Annotated in this window: 17 protein-coding genes and 1 tRNA gene; 15 read left to right on the top strand and 3 right to left on the bottom strand. The window is 64.1% G+C overall.

The features are described 5' to 3' along the window. The first annotated feature begins 95 nt into the window (after positions 1-95). Together ACKAE7_RS07395 and ACKAE7_RS07390 are read left to right on the top strand one after the other, a co-directional pair. Entirely contained in the window at positions 96-1,517 is a 1,422-nt protein-coding gene (locus ACKAE7_RS07395) for a PspC domain-containing protein (protein WP_408978838.1), read from the top strand. Next, on the top strand, positions 1,514-2,197 hold the full coding sequence (locus ACKAE7_RS07390; protein WP_188809600.1) for a response regulator transcription factor: 684 nt from the start codon (positions 1,514-1,516) through the stop codon (positions 2,195-2,197). Before ACKAE7_RS07395 ends, ACKAE7_RS07390 begins: the two co-directional genes overlap by 4 nt. 180 nt (positions 2,198-2,377) lie before the next feature. Here the strand turns inward: ACKAE7_RS07390 and ACKAE7_RS07385 are convergent, their stop codons facing one another. Continuing rightward, on the bottom strand, positions 2,378-3,595 hold the full coding sequence (locus ACKAE7_RS07385; protein WP_188809601.1) for a pyridoxal phosphate-dependent aminotransferase: 1,218 nt from the start codon (positions 3,593-3,595) through the stop codon (positions 2,378-2,380). Between the two features lie 278 nt (positions 3,596-3,873). Here ACKAE7_RS07385 and ACKAE7_RS07380 point away from each other — a divergent pair. From ACKAE7_RS07380 to rplL, 9 genes are all read left to right on the top strand, one after another. Next, positions 3,874-3,946 (top strand) — tRNA-Trp (locus ACKAE7_RS07380). Between the two features lie 81 nt (positions 3,947-4,027). After that, positions 4,028-4,312: a preprotein translocase subunit SecE gene (gene secE / locus ACKAE7_RS07375; protein ID WP_104184345.1), complete on the top strand. Its 285-nt coding sequence runs from the start codon at positions 4,028-4,030 to the stop codon at positions 4,310-4,312. Positions 4,313-4,425: 113 nt separating this feature from the next. After that, complete coding sequence (nusG, locus tag ACKAE7_RS07370) at positions 4,426-5,229, top strand: transcription termination/antitermination protein NusG (protein WP_188809602.1); 804 nt, start codon at positions 4,426-4,428, stop codon at positions 5,227-5,229. 130 nt (positions 5,230-5,359) lie between these two features. Then, a complete protein-coding gene (gene rplK / locus ACKAE7_RS07365; RefSeq protein ID WP_003803853.1) occupies positions 5,360-5,791 on the top strand; it encodes a 50S ribosomal protein L11 in 432 nt (143 codons plus the stop codon). 185 nt (positions 5,792-5,976) lie between these two features. Further along, positions 5,977-6,684, top strand: a complete 708-nt coding sequence (rplA, locus tag ACKAE7_RS07360; RefSeq protein ID WP_066277900.1) for a 50S ribosomal protein L1 — start codon at positions 5,977-5,979, stop codon at positions 6,682-6,684. Positions 6,685-6,813: 129 nt separating this feature from the next. Continuing rightward, complete coding sequence (locus ACKAE7_RS07355; RefSeq protein WP_408978837.1) at positions 6,814-7,947, top strand: GNAT family N-acetyltransferase; 1,134 nt, start codon at positions 6,814-6,816, stop codon at positions 7,945-7,947. A 7-nt stretch (positions 7,948-7,954) separates the two neighbouring features. Then, on the top strand, positions 7,955-9,073 hold the full coding sequence (locus tag ACKAE7_RS07350) for a GNAT family N-acetyltransferase (RefSeq protein ID WP_408978836.1): 1,119 nt from the start codon (positions 7,955-7,957) through the stop codon (positions 9,071-9,073). Between the two features lie 296 nt (positions 9,074-9,369). Beyond that, entirely contained in the window at positions 9,370-9,960 is a 591-nt protein-coding gene (gene rplJ / locus ACKAE7_RS07345) for a 50S ribosomal protein L10 (RefSeq protein ID WP_408978835.1), read from the top strand. Positions 9,961-10,035: 75 nt separating this feature from the next. After that, entirely contained in the window at positions 10,036-10,410 is a 375-nt protein-coding gene (gene rplL, locus ACKAE7_RS07340; RefSeq protein WP_066277893.1) for a 50S ribosomal protein L7/L12, read from the top strand. A gap of 76 nt (positions 10,411-10,486) precedes the next feature. On the opposite strand, the gene ACKAE7_RS07335 is transcribed toward rplL, so the two are convergent. Further along, the gene (locus tag ACKAE7_RS07335) at positions 10,487-10,984 is read right to left on the bottom strand and encodes a YbaK/EbsC family protein (RefSeq protein ID WP_190609663.1); all 498 of its coding nucleotides are present in this window, start codon (positions 10,982-10,984) and stop codon (positions 10,487-10,489) included. After that, positions 10,984-12,183, bottom strand: a complete 1,200-nt coding sequence (locus ACKAE7_RS07330; RefSeq protein ID WP_408978834.1) for an acetyl-CoA C-acetyltransferase — start codon at positions 12,181-12,183, stop codon at positions 10,984-10,986. Before ACKAE7_RS07330 ends, ACKAE7_RS07335 begins: the two co-directional genes overlap by 1 nt. 283 nt (positions 12,184-12,466) lie before the next feature. Between ACKAE7_RS07330 and ACKAE7_RS07325 the strand changes: the two genes are divergently transcribed. The 4 genes from ACKAE7_RS07325 to rpsL all read left to right on the top strand — a co-directional run bounded on the left by ACKAE7_RS07325 (position 12,467) and on the right by rpsL (position 21,509). Beyond that, complete coding sequence (locus ACKAE7_RS07325) at positions 12,467-12,940, top strand: hypothetical protein (RefSeq protein WP_408978833.1); 474 nt, start codon at positions 12,467-12,469, stop codon at positions 12,938-12,940. A gap of 293 nt (positions 12,941-13,233) precedes the next feature. Next, positions 13,234-16,743, top strand: coding sequence for a DNA-directed RNA polymerase subunit beta (gene rpoB, locus ACKAE7_RS07320; protein ID WP_079596667.1), 3,510 nt, complete (start codon positions 13,234-13,236; stop codon positions 16,741-16,743). A gap of 101 nt (positions 16,744-16,844) precedes the next feature. After that, positions 16,845-20,744 (top strand): DNA-directed RNA polymerase subunit beta', encoded by a 3,900-nt coding sequence (locus ACKAE7_RS07315; RefSeq protein ID WP_408978832.1) that lies wholly within the window; start codon positions 16,845-16,847, stop codon positions 20,742-20,744. A gap of 390 nt (positions 20,745-21,134) precedes the next feature. Beyond that, entirely contained in the window at positions 21,135-21,509 is a 375-nt protein-coding gene (gene rpsL, locus ACKAE7_RS07310; RefSeq protein WP_018773658.1) for a 30S ribosomal protein S12, read from the top strand. The last annotated feature ends 1 nt before the right edge of the window (position 21,510 follow it).

Below are 21,510 nucleotides of genomic sequence, written 5' to 3'. Positions count from 1 at the left end.
GCTCTACTGGGGGACACCCTGAACAGCCCCTGAGAGGACCCCGGATCCGGCCGGATTGCGGGCCGGGAAACCCTGATCCGTGCTTGGATTGATCCATGACAACCGTCCCCACACGCGTCCCGCTGGTCCGCAGAAGCGACCGCTTCATCGCAGGCGTGTGTTCCGGCCTCGCCGCCCACCTGGGCGTGCCCGTGGTCCACGTGCGGGTGGCAATGGTCCTTGCCTCACTGGCCGGCGGGGCCGGCGTCGTCTTCTATGCCTGGTTGTGGATCATGGTCCCCACGGCTGACGAAAGCGCCCGGCGCCAGGCGCGCCGGCCGTCGTCGCCCATTGCACCGGCTGTCAGCCGTGAGACTGTGCCGGCCGCCGTGCCCTGGACGGTGGCGCCGGCAGGCGGCGGGATCGCTCCGCCCAGCACGCCCGATGGCGGCCTTCGGGCGGATACCGCCTCTCCACACGGTCTCGGATACCCCGCCCCGGAAGACGCCGCAGCGCCTGGGTCAGAGACGGTGCGGCCACCCTGGTTCCGGTTCCGGGAGATGCGCTACGGCAAGGAGATCCTGCTTGGGGCCGGGCTGCTGCTGGTGGCAGGCATCCTGATTGCCCAACTGCTGGGCGTGGATGTTCCCTTGGGGACACTGATACCCGCAGCGGCCGTGCTGGGCGGCGCCTCCATTGCGTGGATGCAGCTGGACGAGACCCGGCGGGCCGGGCTCGTGGACAAAACCAAGGCGGACCAGGCAGGGGGCTGGGCCCGGCTTGCGGCCGGACTGGCGCTGGTGGTGGCCGGCGTCCTGGTGATGGTGTCCGGCTCCGGTTCCTGGGAACAGACCTGGTTGGCGCTGCTGGCCTCGGTGGCTGTCCTTGGCGGAGTAGTGCTGGTCCTGCTGCCGTGGGCGCTGAAGTTCTGGCGCGACCTGGAGGCGGAGCGGGCCGGCAGGATCCGGGAAACCGAGCGGGCCGAGATCGCCGCCCACCTGCACGACTCGGTACTCCAGACGCTGGCCCTGATCCAGCGGCGGGCGGCCAGCGAGCACGACGTCATCCGGCTGGCCCGCGCCCAGGAACGTGAGCTGCGGGGCTGGCTTTTCGCGGATCCCGGCAAGGACGCCGGGCAGCTGTCGGACCGGATCAAGGCCGTGGCGGCCGAGGTGGAGGACCTGCTGGGCAACGCCGTCGAGGTGGTCTGTGTGGGGGACACTGCCGTCACGGAGGGCCATGAAGCGCTGATCCAGGCCAGCCGGGAGGCCATGCTCAACGCCTCCCGCCACGGCGGCGGGACCGTCTCGGTCTACCTGGAGGCATCCGGCGGCCGTGCGGAGGTCTTCATCAAGGACCGCGGCCCCGGGTTCGACCTGCAGCATGTGCCGGAGGACAGGCTCGGGGTCAGGGAATCCATCATCGGGCGCATGAACCGCCACGGCGGCACGGCGGCAATCAGCAGCAGCGGCGAGGGCACGGAGGTGCGGCTGGGCTTTCCCGCCGCCCCGCAGGACAGCACGGAAGGCAAACCATGAACACAACGCAGGGACAGGGTTCGGAACCGGCCGCCAGGTCCGCCAGGGTGGTCATTGTCGACGACCACGCGATCTTCCGCTCGGGCCTGAAAGCGGACCTGGACCCCAGTATCCACGTGGTGGGCGAGGCGGCGACGGTGGAACAGGCCATCGCCGTCATTGCGCAGCAACGCCCGGACGTGGTGCTTCTGGACGTCCACCTGCCCGGCGGCCTGGGCGGCGGGGGCCGTGAGGTCATCGCCGGTTCCGCGGCCCTGCTGCCCGCCACCAAGTTCCTGGCCCTCAGCGTCTCGGACGCGGCCGAGGACGTCGTGGCGGTCATCCGGGCGGGAGCACGCGGCTACGTCACCAAGACCATCTCGGGGACGGAAATTACCGACGCCGTGTACCGGGTTGCCGGCGGGGACGCCGTCTTCTCGCCGCGGCTTGCAGGCTTTGTCCTCGACGCTTTCGGCACCGCGCCCGCGGACATCGCCGACGACGAACTGGACAGGCTGTCCGCGCGGGAACTCGAGGTCATGCGCCTCATCGCCCGCGGCTACAGCTACAAGGAAGTGGCCAAGGAGCTGTTCATTAGCATCAAGACGGTGGAAACGCATGTATCAGCGGTGCTGCGGAAGCTGCAGCTCTCCAGCCGCCACGAGCTGACCAAGTGGGCCGCTGAGCGCCGCCTCCTCTGACCCGGTGCCCCAAACGCTCTCTCACCTGATGCGCTTTAACCCCGAACGCTCTCTCACCTGATGGGCCATAACGCCAAACGCTCTCTCACCCTCCGTGAAGGGAGTGACAGAGCGTTTGGGGAATTCCTGCGTTAGGTGAGAGAGCGTTTGGGGAATTCCTGCGTTAGGTGAGAGAGCGTCCTACTGGGCCTTGCCCAGAAAGTCCTGCAGCCGCTGCACGCCGGTCGCCAGGTCCTCGTCGCCGAGGGCGTAGGAAAGGCGCAGGTAGCCGGACGGGCCAAAGGCCTCACCCGGAACCACGGCCACCTCAACCTCGTCCAGGATCAGCGCTGCCAGCTCGGCAGAGGTCTGCGGCGATGCGGTGCCGGAGGCGGTGGGGAACTCCTTGCCCAGCAGCGCGCGGACGTCGGCGTAGACGTAAAAGGCGCCCTTCGGCGTCGGGCATTCAACGCCCTCAATCGCGTTCAGGCCCGCAACGATCGCCTTGCGGCGGCGGTCGAATGCCACCTTCATCTCATCAACAGCGGTCAGCGGGCCGGAGACCGCGGCGAGGGCCGCGATCTGCATGATGTTGGAGACGTTGGACGTGGCATGGGACTGGAGGTTGGTGGCGGCCTTGATGACGTCGGCCGGACCGATCATCCAGCCCACGCGCCAGCCGGTCATGGCATAGGTCTTGGCAACACCGTTCAGGATGACCACTTTGTCGCCCAGTTCCGGCGCCGCAGTGGCGATCGAAGTGAAGGGAACGCCGTCGTATGTCAGGTGCTCGTAGATCTCGTCCGTGACCACCCAGAGGCCCTTGGACGCTGCCCACTTGCCGATCTCCGCCACCTGCTCCGGCGAGTAGACAGAGCCGGTGGGGTTGGATGGCGACACGAACAACAGGATCTTCGTCCTGTCCGTAACGGCTGCTTCGAGCTGTTCCACAGTTACCAGGTAGTCCTGCTCAGGGCCCGCAAAGACCTCCACGGGCACACCGCCGGCCAGGCGGATGGCCTCCGGGTAGGTGGTCCAGAACGGGGTGGGGACAATAACCTCATCGCCCGGATCAACCAGGGTGGCGAAAGTGTTGTACACAGCCTGCTTGCCGCCGTTGGTCACCAGGACCTGGGAGGCCTCCACTGCATAGCCGGAGTCGCGCAGCGTCTTCTCGGCGATGGCCTTCTTCAGTTCCGGCAATCCGCCGGCAGGGGAGTAGCGGTGGTACTTCGGCTGGCCGGCAGCTTCAATGGCCGCCTGAACGATGTAGTCCGGCGTGGGGAAGTCCGGCTCGCCCGCACCAAACCCAATAACCGGCCGGCCCGCTGCCTTCAGCGCCTTCGCCTTGGCGTCAACGGCGAGGGTTGCGGATTCGGCAATTGCGGAAATGCGCTGGGAAACGCGGGCGGCAGACATGGCAGGTCCGTTCTTCGCTTGCAGCCGGGGGGCTGGAATGTGGGATTCGACGAGTTCTACTCTATGCTGTTCACCGGACCCTCCGGGTTGCCGGTTTTGATTTGTGACTGTTTCCCGGTCAAATGTCAGGCAGGCCATCGGGTGAGGGCCGGAAATGGGCCGGTTCGACGAACGCGAAGTTGTTGCGTAGACTGGTTCACCGGTGTTGAAACACGGATGATGACGTGCGCCCCAGTTCAAACTGGCGGCTCGTTGTCAGAGAGTGGAATTCACTCCATAGGGTAGTGGCGCAATTGGTAGCGCAGCGGTCTCCAAAACCGCAGGTTGCAGGTTCGAGTCCTGTCTGCCCTGCGCAAGCGCCCCGGGCGAAAATCCGGGGCAAGCGCAGCAACCATGGTTCTGTTCAGGGCCGGGTAATCCACCATTGCAAAGATGAGCGAGGACCAGGTGACCGAAACAGCTGCCAGCAGCTCCAAGGGCCGCCCAGCTAAGAAGGACGCCAAGGCAAACTTCTTCGCCCGCATTGCACTCTTCGTCCGCCAGATCATCGGCGAACTGAAGAAGGTTGTTGCACCCACCCGCAAGGAACTGATCAACTACACGCTCGTGGTGCTGGTGTTCGTGGGCATCATGATGGTCATCGTCAGCCTGCTGGACATCGGTTTTGGAACCGCCGTCGGCTGGGTCTTCGGCGGGACCGGCACCACGGACAGCTAACGCTGCACGGTCCGCAGGCCGCGTGTTCCTCCGGGATTCCCGGACGGAACGCCGGTGTGCGGAATTGAGCCATTTAAATAGGCATGTTAGGCAATGAGGAAGCAGGAGACCAAGTGTCTGAGCAGGAGCTCGAGGTAACCGAGACTGAGCTGGAAGAGTCCGCGGACGTCACGGCAGAAGCCGGTGACGAGTCTGAGTTTGATTCCTCCGCGCCCGAATCCGAGGACGCCGGTTCCGACTTTGACGCCGAGGCAGACGCCGGCTCCGAAGAGGAGTCCGATGACGCCCTCGCCGCTGCTGCCGCCAAAGCAGACGTTGACCCCGCCGAGGAGTTCAAGGCCAAGCTGCGCCGCCAGGAAGGTGACTGGTACGTCATCCACTCCTACGCCGGTTACGAAAACCGCGTGAAGGCTAACCTGGAAACCCGCATCCAGACCCTGGACATGGAAGATTACATCTTCGAAATCCAGGTGCCCATGGAAGAAGTCGTTGAGATCAAGAACGCTCAGCGCAAGGTCATCAATCGTGTCCGCATCCCCGGCTACGTGCTGGTCCGCATGGACCTGACGGATGCTTCGTGGGGCGCCGTCCGCCACACCCCGGGTGTCACAGGCTTCGTGGGCAACGCCCACAACCCAGTGCCGCTTCGCCTGGACGAGGTCTTCTCCATGCTTGCTCCCGTCTTCGAGGAAGAGCAGGCCGAGAAGGGCAAGCCGGTCAACAAGCAGAACCAGGCCCCCGTGGACGTTGACTTCGAGGTTGGCGAGTCCGTCATCGTCAAGGAAGGCCCGTTCGAGACCCTTCCCGCCACCATCTCCGAGATCAAGGTCGAATCCCAGACCCTCGTGGTGCTCGTGTCCATCTTCGAGCGCGAAACGCCGGTTACCCTGGCGTTCAACCAGGTCACCAAGATCTAGCACCACCCAAGAATTCGTCCCGGGGCTGCCCGCTTAGCAGTACCGGAACGGCCGGCCGCCTTGCCATGGCGGCCACAAACCTGTGGCACGCTCCTGTGCCCCAGGACGTTATTGAGAGAAGGACCCTACATTGGCTCCCAAGAAGAAGGTCACCGGCCTCATCAAGCTGCAGATCCAGGCAGGTGCCGCTAACCCGGCCCCGCCGATCGGTCCTGCGCTTGGCCAGCACGGTGTCAACATCATGGAATTCTGCAAGGCGTACAACGCTGCGACGGAAGCCCAGCGCGGAAACGTCATCCCCGTGGAAATCACGGTCTACGAGGACCGTTCCTTCACGTTCATCACCAAGACCCCGCCGGCTGCAGAGCTCATCAAGAAGGCTGCAGGCGTCGCCAAGGGTTCAGCAACCCCGCACACCGTCAAGGTTGCCAAGCTGACCCAGGCCCAGGTCAACGAGATCGCCTCCACCAAGATGGAAGACCTCAACGCCACGAGCCTCGAAGGCGCAGCGAAGATCATCGCCGGCACCGCCCGCTCCATGGGCATCACCGTCGAAGGCTAGCCGCTTCCGCCGCTTTGGTGTTGTGCCCGGGAATACGGGCACGACGACGGGCGGCACCGCCGGGACACCGGCACCACCAAAACTGAAATGTTGGGAAACGGGCACGGATAACGAGCCCGCCCACCAACTGTGGCAGGGCCCAGCGCGGTCCGCAGACCACAACTGCACAAGGAGAAATAAGCAGCATGGCAAAGCGCAGCAAAGCATATGAGGCAGCAGCCGCCAAGATCGACGCGGAGAAGTTCTACGCGCCGTTCGAGGCAGTGACCCTCGCCAAGGACACCAACCCGTCCAAGTTCGACGCCACCGTTGAGGTTGCATTCCGCCTCGGCGTCGACCCCCGCAAGGCTGACCAGATGGTCCGCGGCACCGTCAACCTGCCCCACGGCACCGGTAAGGTTTCCCGCGTCCTGGTCTTCGCTACCGGCGACAAGGCTGAGGCAGCAATCGCAGCCGGCGCCGACTTCGTTGGTTCCGACGACCTGATCGAAAAGATCGCAGCCGGCTGGACCGACTTCGACGCCGCCGTCGCCACCCCTGACCTCATGGGCAAGGTTGGCCGCCTCGGTAAGGTCCTGGGCCCGCGTAACCTGATGCCGAACCCGAAGACGGGCACCGTGACCCCCGACGTCACCAAGGCCGTCAACGACATCAAGGGTGGAAAGATCGACTTCCGCGTCGACAAGCACTCCAACCTGCACTTCATCATCGGCAAGGTCTCCTTCGACGCCGTCAAGCTGGCCGAGAACTACGCAGCAGCACTGGAAGAGGTGCTTCGCCTGAAGCCGTCCGCTTCCAAGGGCCGCTACATCCAGAAGGCCACGGTTGCCACCACCTTTGGTCCCGGCATCTCCGTCGACCCGAACGTCACCAAGGTTCTGACCGAGGCCTAAATCCTCGTCTGAAACTCCTGCAGCGGAACCTGTCCGCCGCAACAAAACCGCCCGGCACCCGTGCCGGGCGGTTTTGTCTTAAGCTGCGGAACTATGCCGGCGCCGGCACCTTTTGCCTAAGCTGTAGGAATGGCTGACCCAGAGTCGGATACTTTCCCAGGGGCCCCCGCTGCTCCCGTTATCTCTGCTGTTAAGGTGATGCCGGAACCCGGCACCAATGCCACTTCTGCAGGGCCCACAGCGGATCTCAGGGAATGCCACGCCCTGCGGGTGGGGCACGAGCTTGCACTGTGGGGCAACCTGGACCGTTGTCCCACCCTCCAGGAAACTGCCGAGTTCTGGCGGGGCAGTGAATACGAGGAGCGGCAGCTCTTCCTGGCGAGGCTGAACGGGGAGACCGTTGGTATGTGCTCCGTGGAACTGCCGCTCCGCGAGAACACCCATACCGCCGGTGTCGATGTCCTGATCGCGCCCGCCCACCGGCGCCGGGGGGTGGGCAGGACGCTGCTTTTACACGCAGAGTCGATTGCCAGGACACGGGGCCGGACATCCCTCTACGGGTACCACGAGGTTCCGCTGGCCGCGGCGGACGGGAACCCCCTGCTCCCCGCCAAGTCCGGTGCCGGGGGCCTGCCGGTCACCGAACCTGCAGTGGCCTTCGCCGCCGCTTCCGGCTACGAGCTGGAACAGGTGGAACGGTCCAGCCGGCTCGACCTTCCCGTCGCGCCTGAGCTGCTGGACCGGCTGGAGGCAGACGCAGCAGCACGAGCAGGCGGCTACAGCATCACGGGCTGGGACGACACCTGCCCCGAAGACCTGGTGCAGGCCTACGCGCTTCTCAAAGCACGGATGAGCACGGACGTTCCCATCGCCGGGATGGATTGGGAGGGCGAGGACTGGGATGCAGCCAGGGTCCGGGAGGAGGAGCAAACGATGGCCCGCGGCGGCGTCCACTCCGCGGTGACTGCCGCACTGCACAGCGCCACGGGGGAGCTGGTTGCCTATACGGTCCTCAACTGGCGGCCCGGTGTGCCGGCATCCATCGCCCAGCAGGACACCCTGGTCACGGCAAAACACCGCGGCCGCCGCCTGGGCATGCTCACCAAGGTGGCAAATCTACGGCGCGCCCAGGGCAGATGGCCGGCGGCGCGTTCTGTGTTGACGTGGAACGCCAGTGAAAACCAACATATGCTGGCCATAAATATTGCCCTTGGATTCAGGCCGGCTGGTTATGAAGGTGAGTGGCAGAAACGGCTGGGATGATGCGCCTATGGCACAAGACGTGAAGATCGAGCAGCTCTGGATCCCTGATTCACTCGAGGCGCCGGACGCTGCAGACTTCCTTGCCGCCGTCGAAGTGGGACGCAAAGTCCGCATGCAGACCTGGGGCAGCGACGACCTCGCCTACGGCCCCCTGGAAAAGCTCCTTGAGTTCGCGGATCCCTACGAGCGGCAGTTGATCCTCGTCGCCAAGGTGGACGGGGAAATTGTAGGCACCGTTGACATTGCCCTTCCCCTCACGGACAACCTGGACCTGGCGGAGTTCACCCTGGACATCCTGCCCGAGTTCCAGCGCCAGGGCGTCGGGAGGAGGCTGCTCCAGGCCGCCGAGCAGCTGGCCCGCAATGAAGGCCGCAGCATGATCCTGGTGGACACCAACCATCCGGGGGCGTCCCTGCACGAATTCGAACGTGCCCAGCTGGTCCCCGGATCAGGGCAGGGGTTCGTGCCGTTGGAGAGCCGCGAGGTGGAGTTCGCCCAACGAACCGGCTACACCCTGCAGCACATTGAGCAGTTCAGTTCGTGCCTGCTGCCGCTGGACTCGAAGCTGGTAGCGGACCTGCAGGCCGAAGCGGAGGACGCCAACAACGGCCGGTACCGGCTGCACCATTGGACGGACCGGTGCCCTGACCGCTGGCTGGAGGCCGTTGCCGTCCTCGAAAACCAGGCCGGGGCCGACGTCGACCCCTCGCTGCACGTGCCGGTGGAGCAGGACCTGGTGTTCGACGGCGCCATCCTCCGGGAGGCCGAAGACGTTGCCATTGCGCAGGGCCGGCGGACGGTGGTCACCGCCGTCGAGCATCTCGCCACCGGGGCGCTGGTGGGCCTGACCACCATCACTGTGCTGGCCCACCGCGCCGACGTGGTTTTCCAGGACGATACCCTCGTCCTGCAGGAGCACCGCGGGAACAAACTCGGACTCCTGATCAAGGTGGCGAACATGGAACGGCTGACGGAGCAGTTTCCTGATGCCCGGGTCATCTACACCTGGAATGCGCCGGAAAACCGTTACCTCCTGACCGTCAACCAGCAATTGGGATTCCGGACCGCGGGCGTGACGGGAATCTGGCAGAAGGAGCTTCCGCACCTACGCACCAGCAACAGCTGACTGCCGATTTGGCGGAGCGGCGGGACCTCCCTTAGACTGGGATGACCAAAGACCGTCGGTTGTTGGAAATCCACTCCCCTGAGCATGGCTCAAATCTGCAGTTCTGCGCGGGGGAATGAAGCGGGTTTCCGGACGAAGGACCCTCAACGTAGGGCGGCCGGCGCAGGTGAACGAAGCAAAGCTCCATGGGATACCTGTGTTGAGCCAAGCCCCGTGCATCTGCGCGGGGCGTTTTTAGTTTTAGCTCATCCGAGCGGGGACCGTCGAATACCGGCACTATCCCCGGAAGGAGGGTTATGGCAACGCCTACCAAGGTTTCAGCAGTAGCTGAGATCACTAACGATTTCAAGGAATCGAACGCCGCTGTCCTGACCGAATACCGTGGGCTCACCGTTGCACAGCTCAAGCAGCTGCGTGTTTCTCTCGGCCAGGACACCAAGTTCGCGGTCGTCAAGAACACCCTGACCGCCATTGCAGCCAAGGAAGCCGGCGTTGAAGCATTCAACGACCAGCTCTCCGGCCCCACTGCAATCGCGTTCATCAAGGGTGACGCAGTTGCCGCTGCCAAGAGCCTGACGGATTTTGCCAAGACCAACAAGCAGCTGGTCATCAAGACCGGTTACTTCGAGGGCAAGGCACTGAACGCCAGCGAGGTTGCCGCACTGGCAGCTCTCGAGTCCCGCGAGCTGCAGCTCGCCAAGGTTGCAGGCGTCCTCAAGGCCCCTGCCGCCGCCGCTGCACGCAGCATTGACGCTCTGCGCCTCAAGCTTGAAGAAGAGAACGGTGCACCGGCAGCTGCCGAGGCGCCCGCCGCTGAAGAAGCTCCCGCCGCAGAAGCAGCAGAGACCGAAGCTCCGGCCGAAGCCGCAGCCACCGAAGAGAACTAACTCTCTTTTAGACCAGACTCCGGTGTGAAGCATGGCCGCGTGCCGCTGAACACCACAACAGGAAGGACGCCTACCATGGCGAAGCTCACCAACGAAGAGCTCATTGAAGCTTTCAAGGAACTGACCATCATCGAGCTCTCCGAGTTCGTCAAGCTCTTCGAAGAGACCTTCGAAGTTACCGCTGCTGCTGTTGCTGTTGCTGGCCCCGCCGGCGCTGCTGCTGAAGAGGTTGAAGAGAAGACTGACTTCGACGTCGTCCTCGAAGCTGCCGGCGACAAGAAGATCGCAGTGATCAAGGAAGTTCGCGCCATCACTTCCCTGGGCCTCAAGGAAGCCAAGGACCTCGTTGACAGCGCTCCCAAGGCTGTCCTCGAAGGTGCAACCAAGGAAGCTGCCGAGAAGGCCAAGGAGCAGCTCGAGGCTGCAGGCGCAACCGTTACCCTCAAGTAGTAACGCGCTTTTTCCTCAGGAAGCCCCGTCCACGTTTGTGGGCGGGGCTTCCTGCTTTAAAGCGGGGCTTCCTGCTTTAAGCGGGATCGGAGATATCCGCTACAACAGCGTCCAGGGCAGCGGTCAGGGCATCCGCGTCCACGAAGGCGCTGTAGCCGTGGGCGCCCGCGCCCATCGAGATCCGGCGCCCGGTGATGGTGGCGTCCGCGTAGACCGGCCAGCTGGTGGTGCTGCCCAGCGGCGTAATGGTGCCGCGCTCATACCCAGTCGCCTCCAGGGCCATGTCCGCGGGCGGCAGCGACAGCTTGTTGACACCCACCAGGGTTCGCAGTTTGGGCCACGAGATCTGGCGGTCGCCGGGGATCAGCGCAAACAGGAAAGTACCGTCCTTGTGCTTGACCACCAGCGACTTGACGATGTCCGCAGGGCTGATGCCCAGAATGCCGGCCGCCTCTTCGAGGCTCCTGGCTGCCGGCCGTTCCACGATGTCCACCGCCAGCCCGCGGGCGGAGGCGTCGGCCAGGAACCGTCCGTGTCCGGCGCCGTCCGCCCCGCTCAAAACCGGGCCCGCCATCAGTCGCGGTAGAGCAGGAGCGCTTCGCCCTGCCCGCCGCCGCCGCACAGGGACACGGCGGCCTTACCCGTTCCGCGGCGCTTCAGCTCATGCGCAGCATGGACGGCCAGCCGTGCGCCCGAGGCGCCGATGGGGTGGCCCAGCGCAATGGCGCCGCCGTGGATGTTGCACTTCTCAAGCGGGTAGTCCAGGTCCTTGAGCGACTGAACGGCCACGGATCCGAAGGCTTCGTTAATCTCAATGAAGTCCAGGTCAGCTGTGGTCCAGCCTGCCCGTCCCAAGGCATTCTGGATGGCACTGGACGGCTGTGAGTGCAACGAGTTGTCCGGCCCGGCAACCTGCCCGGGTTTTCCGACGACGGCCAGGTATTCCAGGCCGTGTTCCTCGGCATAGCCGCGGGAGGCCAGCACCAGGGCTGCGGCCCCGTCCGAGAGGGGAGAGGAGTTCCCTGCGGTGATGGTCCCGTCCGTCACGAAAGCCGCGCGCAGCCCGGCGAGCGAATCCACGGAGGTGTTGGGGCGGACGCCCTCGTCAACGGAGACTACGAGTGGATCGCCCTTGCGCTGCTTGATGCTGACCGGGACGATTTCGTCGTCGAACGTTCCATTCTTGGCGGCCAGCGCTGCCCGCTGGTGGGACTGGGCGGCCACGTTGTCCTGCGATGTGCGGTCAATGCCCAGGGCCAAGTTGCGGGTCTCGGTGGACAGGCCCATGGACTGCCCGTCGAAAGCGTCCGTCAGGCCATCGTGCGCGGCGGCGTCCAGGGCCTGGATTGAACCGTAGGTCCAGCCCTGCCGCGAGCCGGGAAGCAGGTGCGGGGCCCGGGTCATGGATTCCTGGCCGCCGGCCACCACCACTGCCGCCTCGCCGCCGCGGATCATCCGGGCGGCGTCGATCACCGCAGTGAGTCCTGACAGGCATACTTTGTTGATTGTCACGGCAGGGACGTCCCAGCCGATGCCGGCTCCGATTGAACTTTGCCGGGCGGGGTTCTGGCCGGCACCGGCCTGCAGCACCTGGCCCATGATGACGGCTTCCACGTCGCCGGCATTCACGCCGCTGGCGTCCAGGGCGGCCTTGATGGCGCGGGAACCCAATTCCACGGCGGTGAAGCTTGCCAGCTGCCCATTGATCCGGCCCTGCGGGGTGCGCGCTGCTGCGAGGATGACAACGTCAGTGTTGTCACGGGAGTTGCCCATGGTTATCTCTTCCGATCCGTTTTCCGGTGTGTGCCACCAAGGCTATCGTGACCCTGGTCACCTAAGTATTCAAACGCCTGGCGCGCTATGTGCATTCCGCCGGCACGCTGAGGCGTGACCGGCACCGCAGCTTCCCGTGGGGCGGCCGCGGTGGCGGGGAAGGCAGGGGAGAGGTCCCCATCCCCTGAACGTGCACGACGGCGGCGGCGTGCGTAGGGTGGACCGCGGACACTTTTGCAGGGGGAACCGCGGGTCCCTGCCCCGGGATGGTTGGAGCAGCAGCGTGAAAAAACTATTCGCCACGGCGGCAGCCGTCACCCTCGCAGCGCTCACAGCCTGTTCCGTATCCGTGCCTGACCAGGAAGCCGCCTCCGCGCCCCCATCCCAGCCGGAGCCAGGCCCCACCCGCACCAGCGGCGCCGTCGGCGGCAGCGCCGGGACGCCGTCGTCGTCCCCTGCTAGTGGCACCAAGGTAGCGTGCGAGCTCTTCAACTCCCTCTTTGAACGCTACGCGGCCGTTCCTTCCGGCGATTCCGAGGGCTACGAGGACATCTACCTGCAGGCTGAAGAGGCAAAGGGCAGGGTGTCCGGCGACCTTCGCGGCCTGTTCGCATCACTGAGCGTGCTGGCCATTGACCATTCGGGTGCCGCCGGATCCGGCAGTGGGCCGGCGCAGGAGTCAGAAGACGCTGTCCGGGACGCCGTCTTTGCCAACGCAGGGACATGCACGGACGCCGGGGTCACGCTGCGGCTGTAGTCCCGAAGAGGCGCAAAAACCGGTGCTTGCATTCCGGCCGGACATGGGGTAGACATGTAGGTTATTTTGCCGTATCGTAGATATTTGCGTCTTCCCTGTTTACCTTCAGCCTTCATATAGCGGTGGGCTTTGCCTGGCAGCTGACAATCAATGTGCCGTCAACCACGTCACAGCATGGTCAGCGCGGGCCCCGGGTCATATAGCGGAACCGGATGGTAGCACTGCGGAGCATTCCGCAGGGTGCACAGCGGGGGAGATCTGAAAACGCCTGAAGGTCTGTGGAAGGATCCCTCTTGGTCGCCTCGAGCACCTCTAATAACGAAACCGCTAACACTGCCGACAGCACTGATGGTGCCACTCGCCGGCTCTCATTCGCAAAGATTCACGAACCTCTTGACGTTCCGAATCTGCTTGCCCTGCAGACGGACAGCTTTGACTGGCTGGTCGGTAACGAACGCTGGCAGGCACGCGTAGCGAAGGCTGTCGAAGAAAACGATCTCAGCGTCGCCACCACGTCCGGCCTGTCGGACATCTTCGAAGAGATCTCCCCGATCGAGGACTTCCAGGGCACCATGTCCCTGAGCTTCTCGGATCCGGAGTTCGCTGACCCCAAGTACACCATGGCCGAGTGCAAGGACCGGGACGCTACGTACTCCGCTCCGCTGTACGTCAAAGCCGAGTTCATGAACAACAACACGGGCGAAATCAAGCAGCAGACCGTGTTCATGGGCGACTTCCCGCTGATGACCGAGAAGGGCACCTTCGTGGTCAACGGCACGGAGCGTGTCGTCGTCTCCCAGCTGGTCCGTTCCCCGGGCGCCTACTTTGAGCGTGCCGCCGACAAGACCAGCGACAAGGACATCTTCACCGCGAAGATCATCCCGTCCCGCGGCGCCTGGTTCGAGCTCGAAATCGACAAGCGCGACCAGGTCGGCGTTCGCCTCGACCGCAAGCGCAAGCAGTCCGTCACGGTCCTGCTGAAGGCCCTCGGCTGGACCGAAGGCCAGATCCTCGAAGAGTTCGGCCAGTACGACTCCATGCGCGCAACGCTGGAGAAGGACGCCACCGAGACCCGCGAAGACGCGTTGCTGGACATCTACCGGAAGCTGCGACCGGGCGAGCCGCCCACCGTCGAGGCTGCCCAGTCCCTGCTGGACAACCTGTACTTCAACTCCAAGCGCTACGATCTGGCCAAGGTTGGCCGCTACAAGATCAACCGCAAGCTTGGCATCGACCGCTCCCTTGGCGACAAGGAAGCCTCGGTCCTGCACGTTGAAGACATCGTTGCCATGATCAAGTTCCTCGTTGCGCTGCACGCCGGAGAGAAGACCATCAAGGGCACCCGTGACGGCCAGGAAGTGGACCTGCGCGTCGAAATCGACGACATCGACCACTTCGGCAACCGCCGCATCCGCGCCGTCGGCGAGCTCATCGAGAACCAGGTCCGCACCGGCCTGTCCCGCATGGAGCGCGTTGTCCGCGAGCGTATGACCACCCAGGACGTCGAGGCCATCACGCCGCAGACCCTGATCAACATCCGCCCCGTGGTTGCAGCCATCAAGGAGTTCTTCGGAACCTCCCAGCTGTCCCAGTTCATGGACCAGAACAACCCGCTCTCGGGTTTGACCCACAAGCGCCGCCTGTCGGCCCTTGGCCCGGGTGGTCTGTCCCGTGACCGCGCCGGCATGGAAGTGCGTGACGTGCACCCGTCCCACTACGGACGTATGTGCCCCATCGAAACCCCTGAAGGCCCGAACATTGGCCTGATCGGTTCGCTGGCATCCTACGGACGCATCAACCCGTTCGGCTTCATTGAGACGCCGTACCGCCTGGTCAAGAACGGCGTCGTTTCCGACGACGTCCAGTACCTGACGGCCGACGACGAGGCTGAGGTCCTGATCGCCCAGGCCAACGCGCCGCTGGACGAGAACAAGAAGTTCGCCGAAGAGACCGTCCTGGTCCGTGCCCGCGGTGGTGGAGGCGAGCCCGTCCTCGTTCCCGCCGAGGACGTCGAGTTCATGGACGTTTCCCCGCGCCAGATGGTGTCCGTGGCTACCGCCCTGATCCCGTTCCTGGAGCACGACGACGCAAACCGCGCACTCATGGGTGCCAACATGCAGCGCCAGGCCGTGCCGCTGGTCCGTTCCGAGGCCCCCTTCGTGGGCACCGGCATGGAGCGCGCCGCAGCCGTCGACGCCGGTGACGTTGTCATCGCCAAGAAGGCCGGTGTGGTCACCGAGGTTTCCGCCGAGCTCGTCATCATGCTCAACGACGACGGCACGGAGACCAACTACCGCATCAACAAGTTCGCCCGCTCCAACCAGGGCAACTGCTACAACCACCGTGTGCTGGTGAACGAAGGCCAGCGCCTGGAAGTTGGCGGCATCATCGCCGACGGCCCGGCAACGGACCAGGGCGAGCTCGCCCTCGGCAAGAACCTGCTCGTGGCATTCATGTCATGGGAAGGCCACAACTTCGAGGACGCCATCATCCTCTCGCAGCGCATTGTTGCCGAGGACGTTCTTTCCTCCATCCACATCGAGGAGCACGAGATCGATGCCCGCGACACCAAGCTTGGTGCCGAGGAAATCACCCGTGACATCCCCAACGTGTCCGAGGAAGTCCTGGCAGGCCTGGACGAGCGCGGCATCATCCACATCGGTGCCGAGGTTGAAGCAGGGGACATCCTGGTCGGAAAGGTCACCCCGAAGGGTGAAACCGAGCTGACCCCGGAAGAGCGCCTGCTGCGCGCCATCTTCGGTGAGAAGTCCCGCGAAGTCCGCGACACCTCCCTGAAGGTTCCCCACGGCGAGTCCGGCACCGTCATCGGCGTGCGCGTCTTCGACCGCGACAACGACGACGAGCTTCCCCCGGGCGTGAACCAGCTGGTCCGCGTCTACGTCGCTGCCAAGCGCAAGATCACCGACGGCGACAAGCTCGCCGGCCGCCACGGCAACAAGGGTGTTATCTCCAAGATCCTCCCCGTGGAGGACATGCCCTTCCTTGCCGACGGCACCCCCGTTGATATCGTCCTGAACCCGCTGGGTGTCCCGGGGCGCATGAACGTGGGCCAGGTGCTCGAAACGCACCTCGGCTGGGTTGCCAAGACCGGCTGGAAGATCGAAGGCGAACCCGAGTGGGTCAAGCAGCTGCCGAACCTGCCGCGCGAAAGTGGCCAGACCACTGTTGCAACGCCGGTGTTCGATGGCGCCCGCGAAGAGGAAATCACGGGCCTGCTGGACTCCACCAACGTGACCCGCGACGGCGAACGCCTGATCAACTCCTCCGGCAAGACCCGCCTGTTCGACGGCCGCTCCGGCGAGCCGTTCCCGGATCCGATCTCGGTCGGCTACATGTACATCCTGAAGCTCCACCACCTGGTGGACGACAAGATCCACGCGCGCTCCACCGGCCCGTACTCCATGATCACGCAGCAGCCGCTGGGTGGTAAGGCACAGTTCGGTGGCCAGCGCTTCGGTGAAATGGAAGTCTGGGCGCTCGAAGCTTACGGCGCCGCCTACACGCTCCAGGAACTCCTCACCATCAAGTCTGATGACATCCATGGCCGCGTGAAGGTCTACGAAGCCATCGTCAAGGGCGAGAACATCCCCGAGCCGGGCGTTCCCGAGTCCTTCAAGGTCTTGATCAAGGAAATGCAGTCGCTGTGCCTGAACGTGGAAGTTCTTTCCACGGACGGAACCACAATTGAAATGCGTGACTCTGATGACGCAGTCTTCACGGCTGCGGAAGAACTGGGCATCGATCTGTCTCGTGCAGAGCCCAGTTCCGTAGAAGAGGTCTAAGGGGTCCGACGACGGCGGGCTGAGCGTCCGCCGTCGTCCTCCTTTCCTCATTCCGCACCCAAGACTTCAGAATTTAGAGAACAAGAGAGAACAGGGACCATATGTCCAGCGAATCCTCCTTCGGCCTCATGCAGATCGGCCTCGCCACCGCGGAAGACATCCGCGGCTGGTCTTACGGCGAGGTTAAGAAGCCGGAAACCATCAACTACCGCACGCTCAAGCCCGAGAAGGACGGCCTCTTCTGCGAGAAGATCTTCGGCCCTTCACGGGACTGGGAATGCTACTGCGGCAAGTACAAGCGCGTCCGCTTCAAGGGCATCATCTGTGAGCGGTGTGGCGTTGAAGTCACCCGCGCAAAGGTCCGCCGCGAACGCATGGGCCACATCGAGCTGGCCGCACCCGTCACGCACATCTGGTACTTCAAGGGTGTTCCCTCACGTCTGGGCTACCTCCTTGACCTGGCACCGAAGGACCTCGAAAAGGTCATCTACTTCGCTGCCTACATGATCACCAGCGTCGACGAAGCTGCCCGCCACGAGGAACTGCCCAACCTGCAGGTTGAGCACGACATCGAGAAGAAGCAGCTGATCGACAACCGCGACTCCGACATCGCGGCGATCGCCCGTGACCTCGAAGGCGAAATTGCGCGCCTTGAGGGTGAAGGTGCAAAGGCTGCCGACAAGAAGAAGGCCCGCGACTCTGCGGACCGCCAGATGGCCAACGTGCGCAAGCGTGCCGACGCCGACATCGAGCGCCTCGAGCAGGTCTGGGACCGCTTCAAGAACCTCAAGGTCGCCGACCTCGAAGGTGACGAAGGCCTGTACCGCGAGCTGCGCGACCGCTACGGCATGTACTTCGAAGGCTCCATGGGTGCCGAAGCCATCAAGAAGCGTCTTGAAGGCTTCGACATGCAGGCCGAGTCGGACCTGCTGCGCGACATCATCGCCAACGGCAAGGGCCAGCGCAAAACCCGTGCCCTCAAGCGTCTGAAGGTGGTCAACGCGTTCCTGACCACCAACAACAGCCCGCTTGGCATGGTCCTCGACGCCGTCCCGGTGATCCCGCCGGAACTGCGCCCCATGGTCCAGCTGGACGGTGGACGCTTCGCGACCTCCGACCTCAACGACCTGTACCGCCGCGTGATCAACCGCAACAACCGCCTCAAGCGCCTGCTTGACCTGGGTGCACCGGAGATCATCGTCAACAACGAGAAGCGCATGCTTCAGGAAGCTGTTGACAGCCTCTTCGACAACGGCCGCCGCGGCCGTCCGGTCACCGGACCGGGCAACCGTCCGCTGAAGTCCCTGAGCGACATGCTCAAGGGCAAGCAGGGCCGTTTCCGCCAGAACCTCCTCGGCAAGCGCGTGGACTACTCCGGCCGTTCGGTCATCGTCGTCGGCCCGCAGCTGAAGCTGCACCAGTGCGGCCTGCCCAAGCAGATGGCCCTGGAGCTCTTCAAGCCGTTCGTGATGAAGCGCCTGGTTGACCTCAACCACGCCCAGAACATCAAGTCGGCAAAGCGCATGGTTGAGCGTTACCGTCCGCAGGTCTGGGACGTGCTGGAAGAGATCATCACCGAACACCCGGTGCTGCTCAACCGTGCACCTACCCTGCACCGCCTCGGCATCCAGGCGTTCGAGCCGCAGCTTGTTGAAGGCAAGGCCATCCAGCTCCACCCGCTGGTTTGTGGCGCCTTCAACGCTGACTTCGACGGCGACCAGATGGCAGTCCACCTGCCGCTGAGCCCCGAAGCCCAGGCTGAGGCCCGCATCCTGATGCTGTCCTCGAACAACATCCTGAAGCCCTCTGACGGACGTCCGGTCACCCTGCCCTCGCAGGATATGATCATCGGCCTCTACCACCTGACCACCAAGCGCAAGGGTTCAGCCGGCGAAGGCCGCATCTTCGGTTCGGTCTCGGAAGCCATCATGGCGTTCGACGCCCGCGAGCTGCACCTGAACTCGCAGGTCAAGATCCGCCTCGAAGGCTTCGTGCCGTACGCCGGGTGGGAAGCTCCGGAAGGCTGGGAGCAGGGTCAGCCCGCGCTCGTCCAGACCTCCCTGGGCCAGGTCCTCTTCAACGAGACCCTGCCCGAGGACTACCCCTGGGTTGAGGCTGTTGCCGACAAGGGCGAACTGTCCCGCATCGTCAACGACCTCGCCGAGCGCTACCCGAAGGTTGTCACCGCGGCAACGCTGGACAACCTGAAGGATGCCGGTTTCTACTGGGCCACGCGTTCAGGCGTCACCGTCGCCATCTCGGACATCGAGGTTCCGGCTGCGAAGCCGGCGATCCTCGCCGGTTACGAGGAGCGGGCCGCCAAGATCCAGGGCCAGTACGACAAGGGCCTGATCGACGACGACGAGCGTCGCCAGGAACTGATCGAGATCTGGAACAAGGCAACCAACGAGATCGCCCAGGCAATGCGCGACAGCCTGTCTCCGATGAACACCATCAACCGCATGGTGTCCTCCGGTGCACGTGGTAACTGGATGCAGGTCCGCCAGATCGCGGGTATCCGTGGCCTGGTGGCCAACCCGAAGGGTGAAATTATTCCCCGTCCCATCAAGTCCTCCTACCGCGAGGGCCTGTCGGTTCTGGAATACTTCATCGCCACGCACGGTGCCCGTAAGGGCCTGGCTGACACCGCACTGCGTACCGCCAACTCGGGTTACCTGACCCGTCGCCTGGTGGACGTCTCCCAGGATGTCATCGTCCGCGAAGAGGACTGCGGCACCGAGCGTGGCCTGGTCACGCCCATCGCCGTCGCCGATTCCAACGGTGAGCTGGTCCTGGACGAGAACGTCGAGAACAGTGCATACGCACGTACGCTCGCCGTCGACGTCGTGGACTCCGAGGGCAAGGTCCTCGCAGCCGCCGGCACCGACTGCGGTGACGTGGTGATCGATGAGCTGTTCAAGGCAGGCATCACCGAGGTCAAGGTCCGCTCCGTACTCACCTGTGAGTCCAGCGTTGGAACCTGCGCACTGTGCTACGGCCGTTCGCTGGCAACCGGCAAGACCGTGGACATCGGCGAGGCCGTAGGCATCATCGCCGCACAGTCCATCGGTGAGCCCGGTACCCAGCTGACCATGCGTACGTTCCACACCGGTGGTGCTGTTTCCGCCAGCGGTGGCGACGACATCACCCAGGGTCTGCCCCGTATCCAGGAGCTCTTCGAAGCCCGTACTCCGAAGGGTGTCGCACCGATTGCTGAAGCAGCCGGCCGCATCACCATCGAAGAGTCCGAGCGCCAGATGCGCCTGGTCATCACCCCCGATGACGGAACCGAAGAGATCGCGTACCCGGTCCTGCGCCGTTCACGCCTGCTGATCGAGGACGGCGACCACGTCACCGTCGGCCAGAAGCTGATCAACGGTCCGGTGGATCCCAAGCAGGTCCTGCGCATCATGGGTCCGCGTGCGGCACAGAAGTTCCTGGTGGACGAAGTCCAGGGCGTGTACCGCAGCCAGGGCATCGGTATCCACGACAAGCACGTCGAGGTTATCGTCCGCCAGATGCTGCGCCGCGTCACGGTCATCGAGTCCGGCGAATCGGACCTGCTGCCCGGCGAGCTCGCCGAGCGCAGCCGCTTCGAGGATGCCAACCGCCGCGTTGTGTCCGAGGGAAAGACTCCGGCTTCCGGACGTCCCGAGCTCATGGGCATCACCAAGGCGTCCCTGGCAACCGAGTCCTGGCTGTCCGCAGCTTCCTTCCAGGAGACCACCCGCGTCCTGACGCAGGCGGCCATGGAAGGCAAGAGCGACCCGCTGCTCGGCCTCAAGGAAAACGTCATCATCGGTAAGCTGATCCCGGCCGGCACGGGCCTCCCGCGCTACACCGAGGTCACCGTCGAGCCCACTGAGGAAGCAAAGGCCAACCTGTTCACCGGCCCCAGCGCGTTCAGTGACTTCTCGTACGACACCCTGGGTGGGGAAGGAGCCCCCGAGTTCCACGCCATCCCGCTGGATGACTACGACCTGGGCAACGACTTCCGCTAAAACCGGAAGCGCCTGACGCAAGGATGGTCCTTCACCGCAAGGTGGGGGACCATCCCCGTTTAACACCCCGCCGATTAAGGGGTAGGGGCCTTCCATGCTAGACTTGTTACCAATTGTTATTGTGGCAGTGGATGAGTGCGCCGGTTCCAGCTTTAGGGCTGAGCCAGAGCGACGTTTCCGGTTTGCAGGGTTCTTGTGCAACGTATGCCACATTTTTGCATGCCTAGGGGCCATTGAAGACGCGAGTCAGGTCATGCCCTACGTATGCGATCCGACTATTAAGGCTTCGCCTTCGCCGCCATGGAGACCTTCTTCAAGGCCCAGGCGGCGGGGCAACGCAAAGGAGAGTGGCTGGAAGCGGCCACTCCGGATAAAACGGAGAACACGAGAGTGCCTACGATTAACCAGCTGGTCCGCAAGGGCCGCACGCCGAAGGTCAAAAAGACCAAGGCCCCCGCGCTTAACGGCAGCCCCATGCGCCGCGGTGTCTGCACCCGCGTTTACACCACCACCCCGAAGAAGCCGAACTCGGCTCTCCGTAAGGTGGCGCGTGTGCGCCTCAACGGTGGCATTGAAGTTACCGCCTACATCCCCGGTGTTGGCCACAACCTGCAGGAGCACTCCATTGTGCTCGTCCGCGGTGGTCGCGTGAAGGACCTCCCGGGCGTCCGCTACAAGATCGTCCGTGGCGCCCTCGATACCCAGGGTGTCAAGAACCGTAAGCAGGCACGCAGCCGCTACGGCGCAAAGATGGAGAAGAAGTAAT

The sequence above is a fragment of the Pseudarthrobacter sp. NKDBFgelt genome, from assembly GCF_046097905.1.
Lineage (GTDB): Bacteria > Actinomycetota > Actinomycetes > Actinomycetales > Micrococcaceae > Arthrobacter > Arthrobacter polychromogenes.
This window is presented reverse-complemented; position numbering and strand designations above follow the sequence as displayed.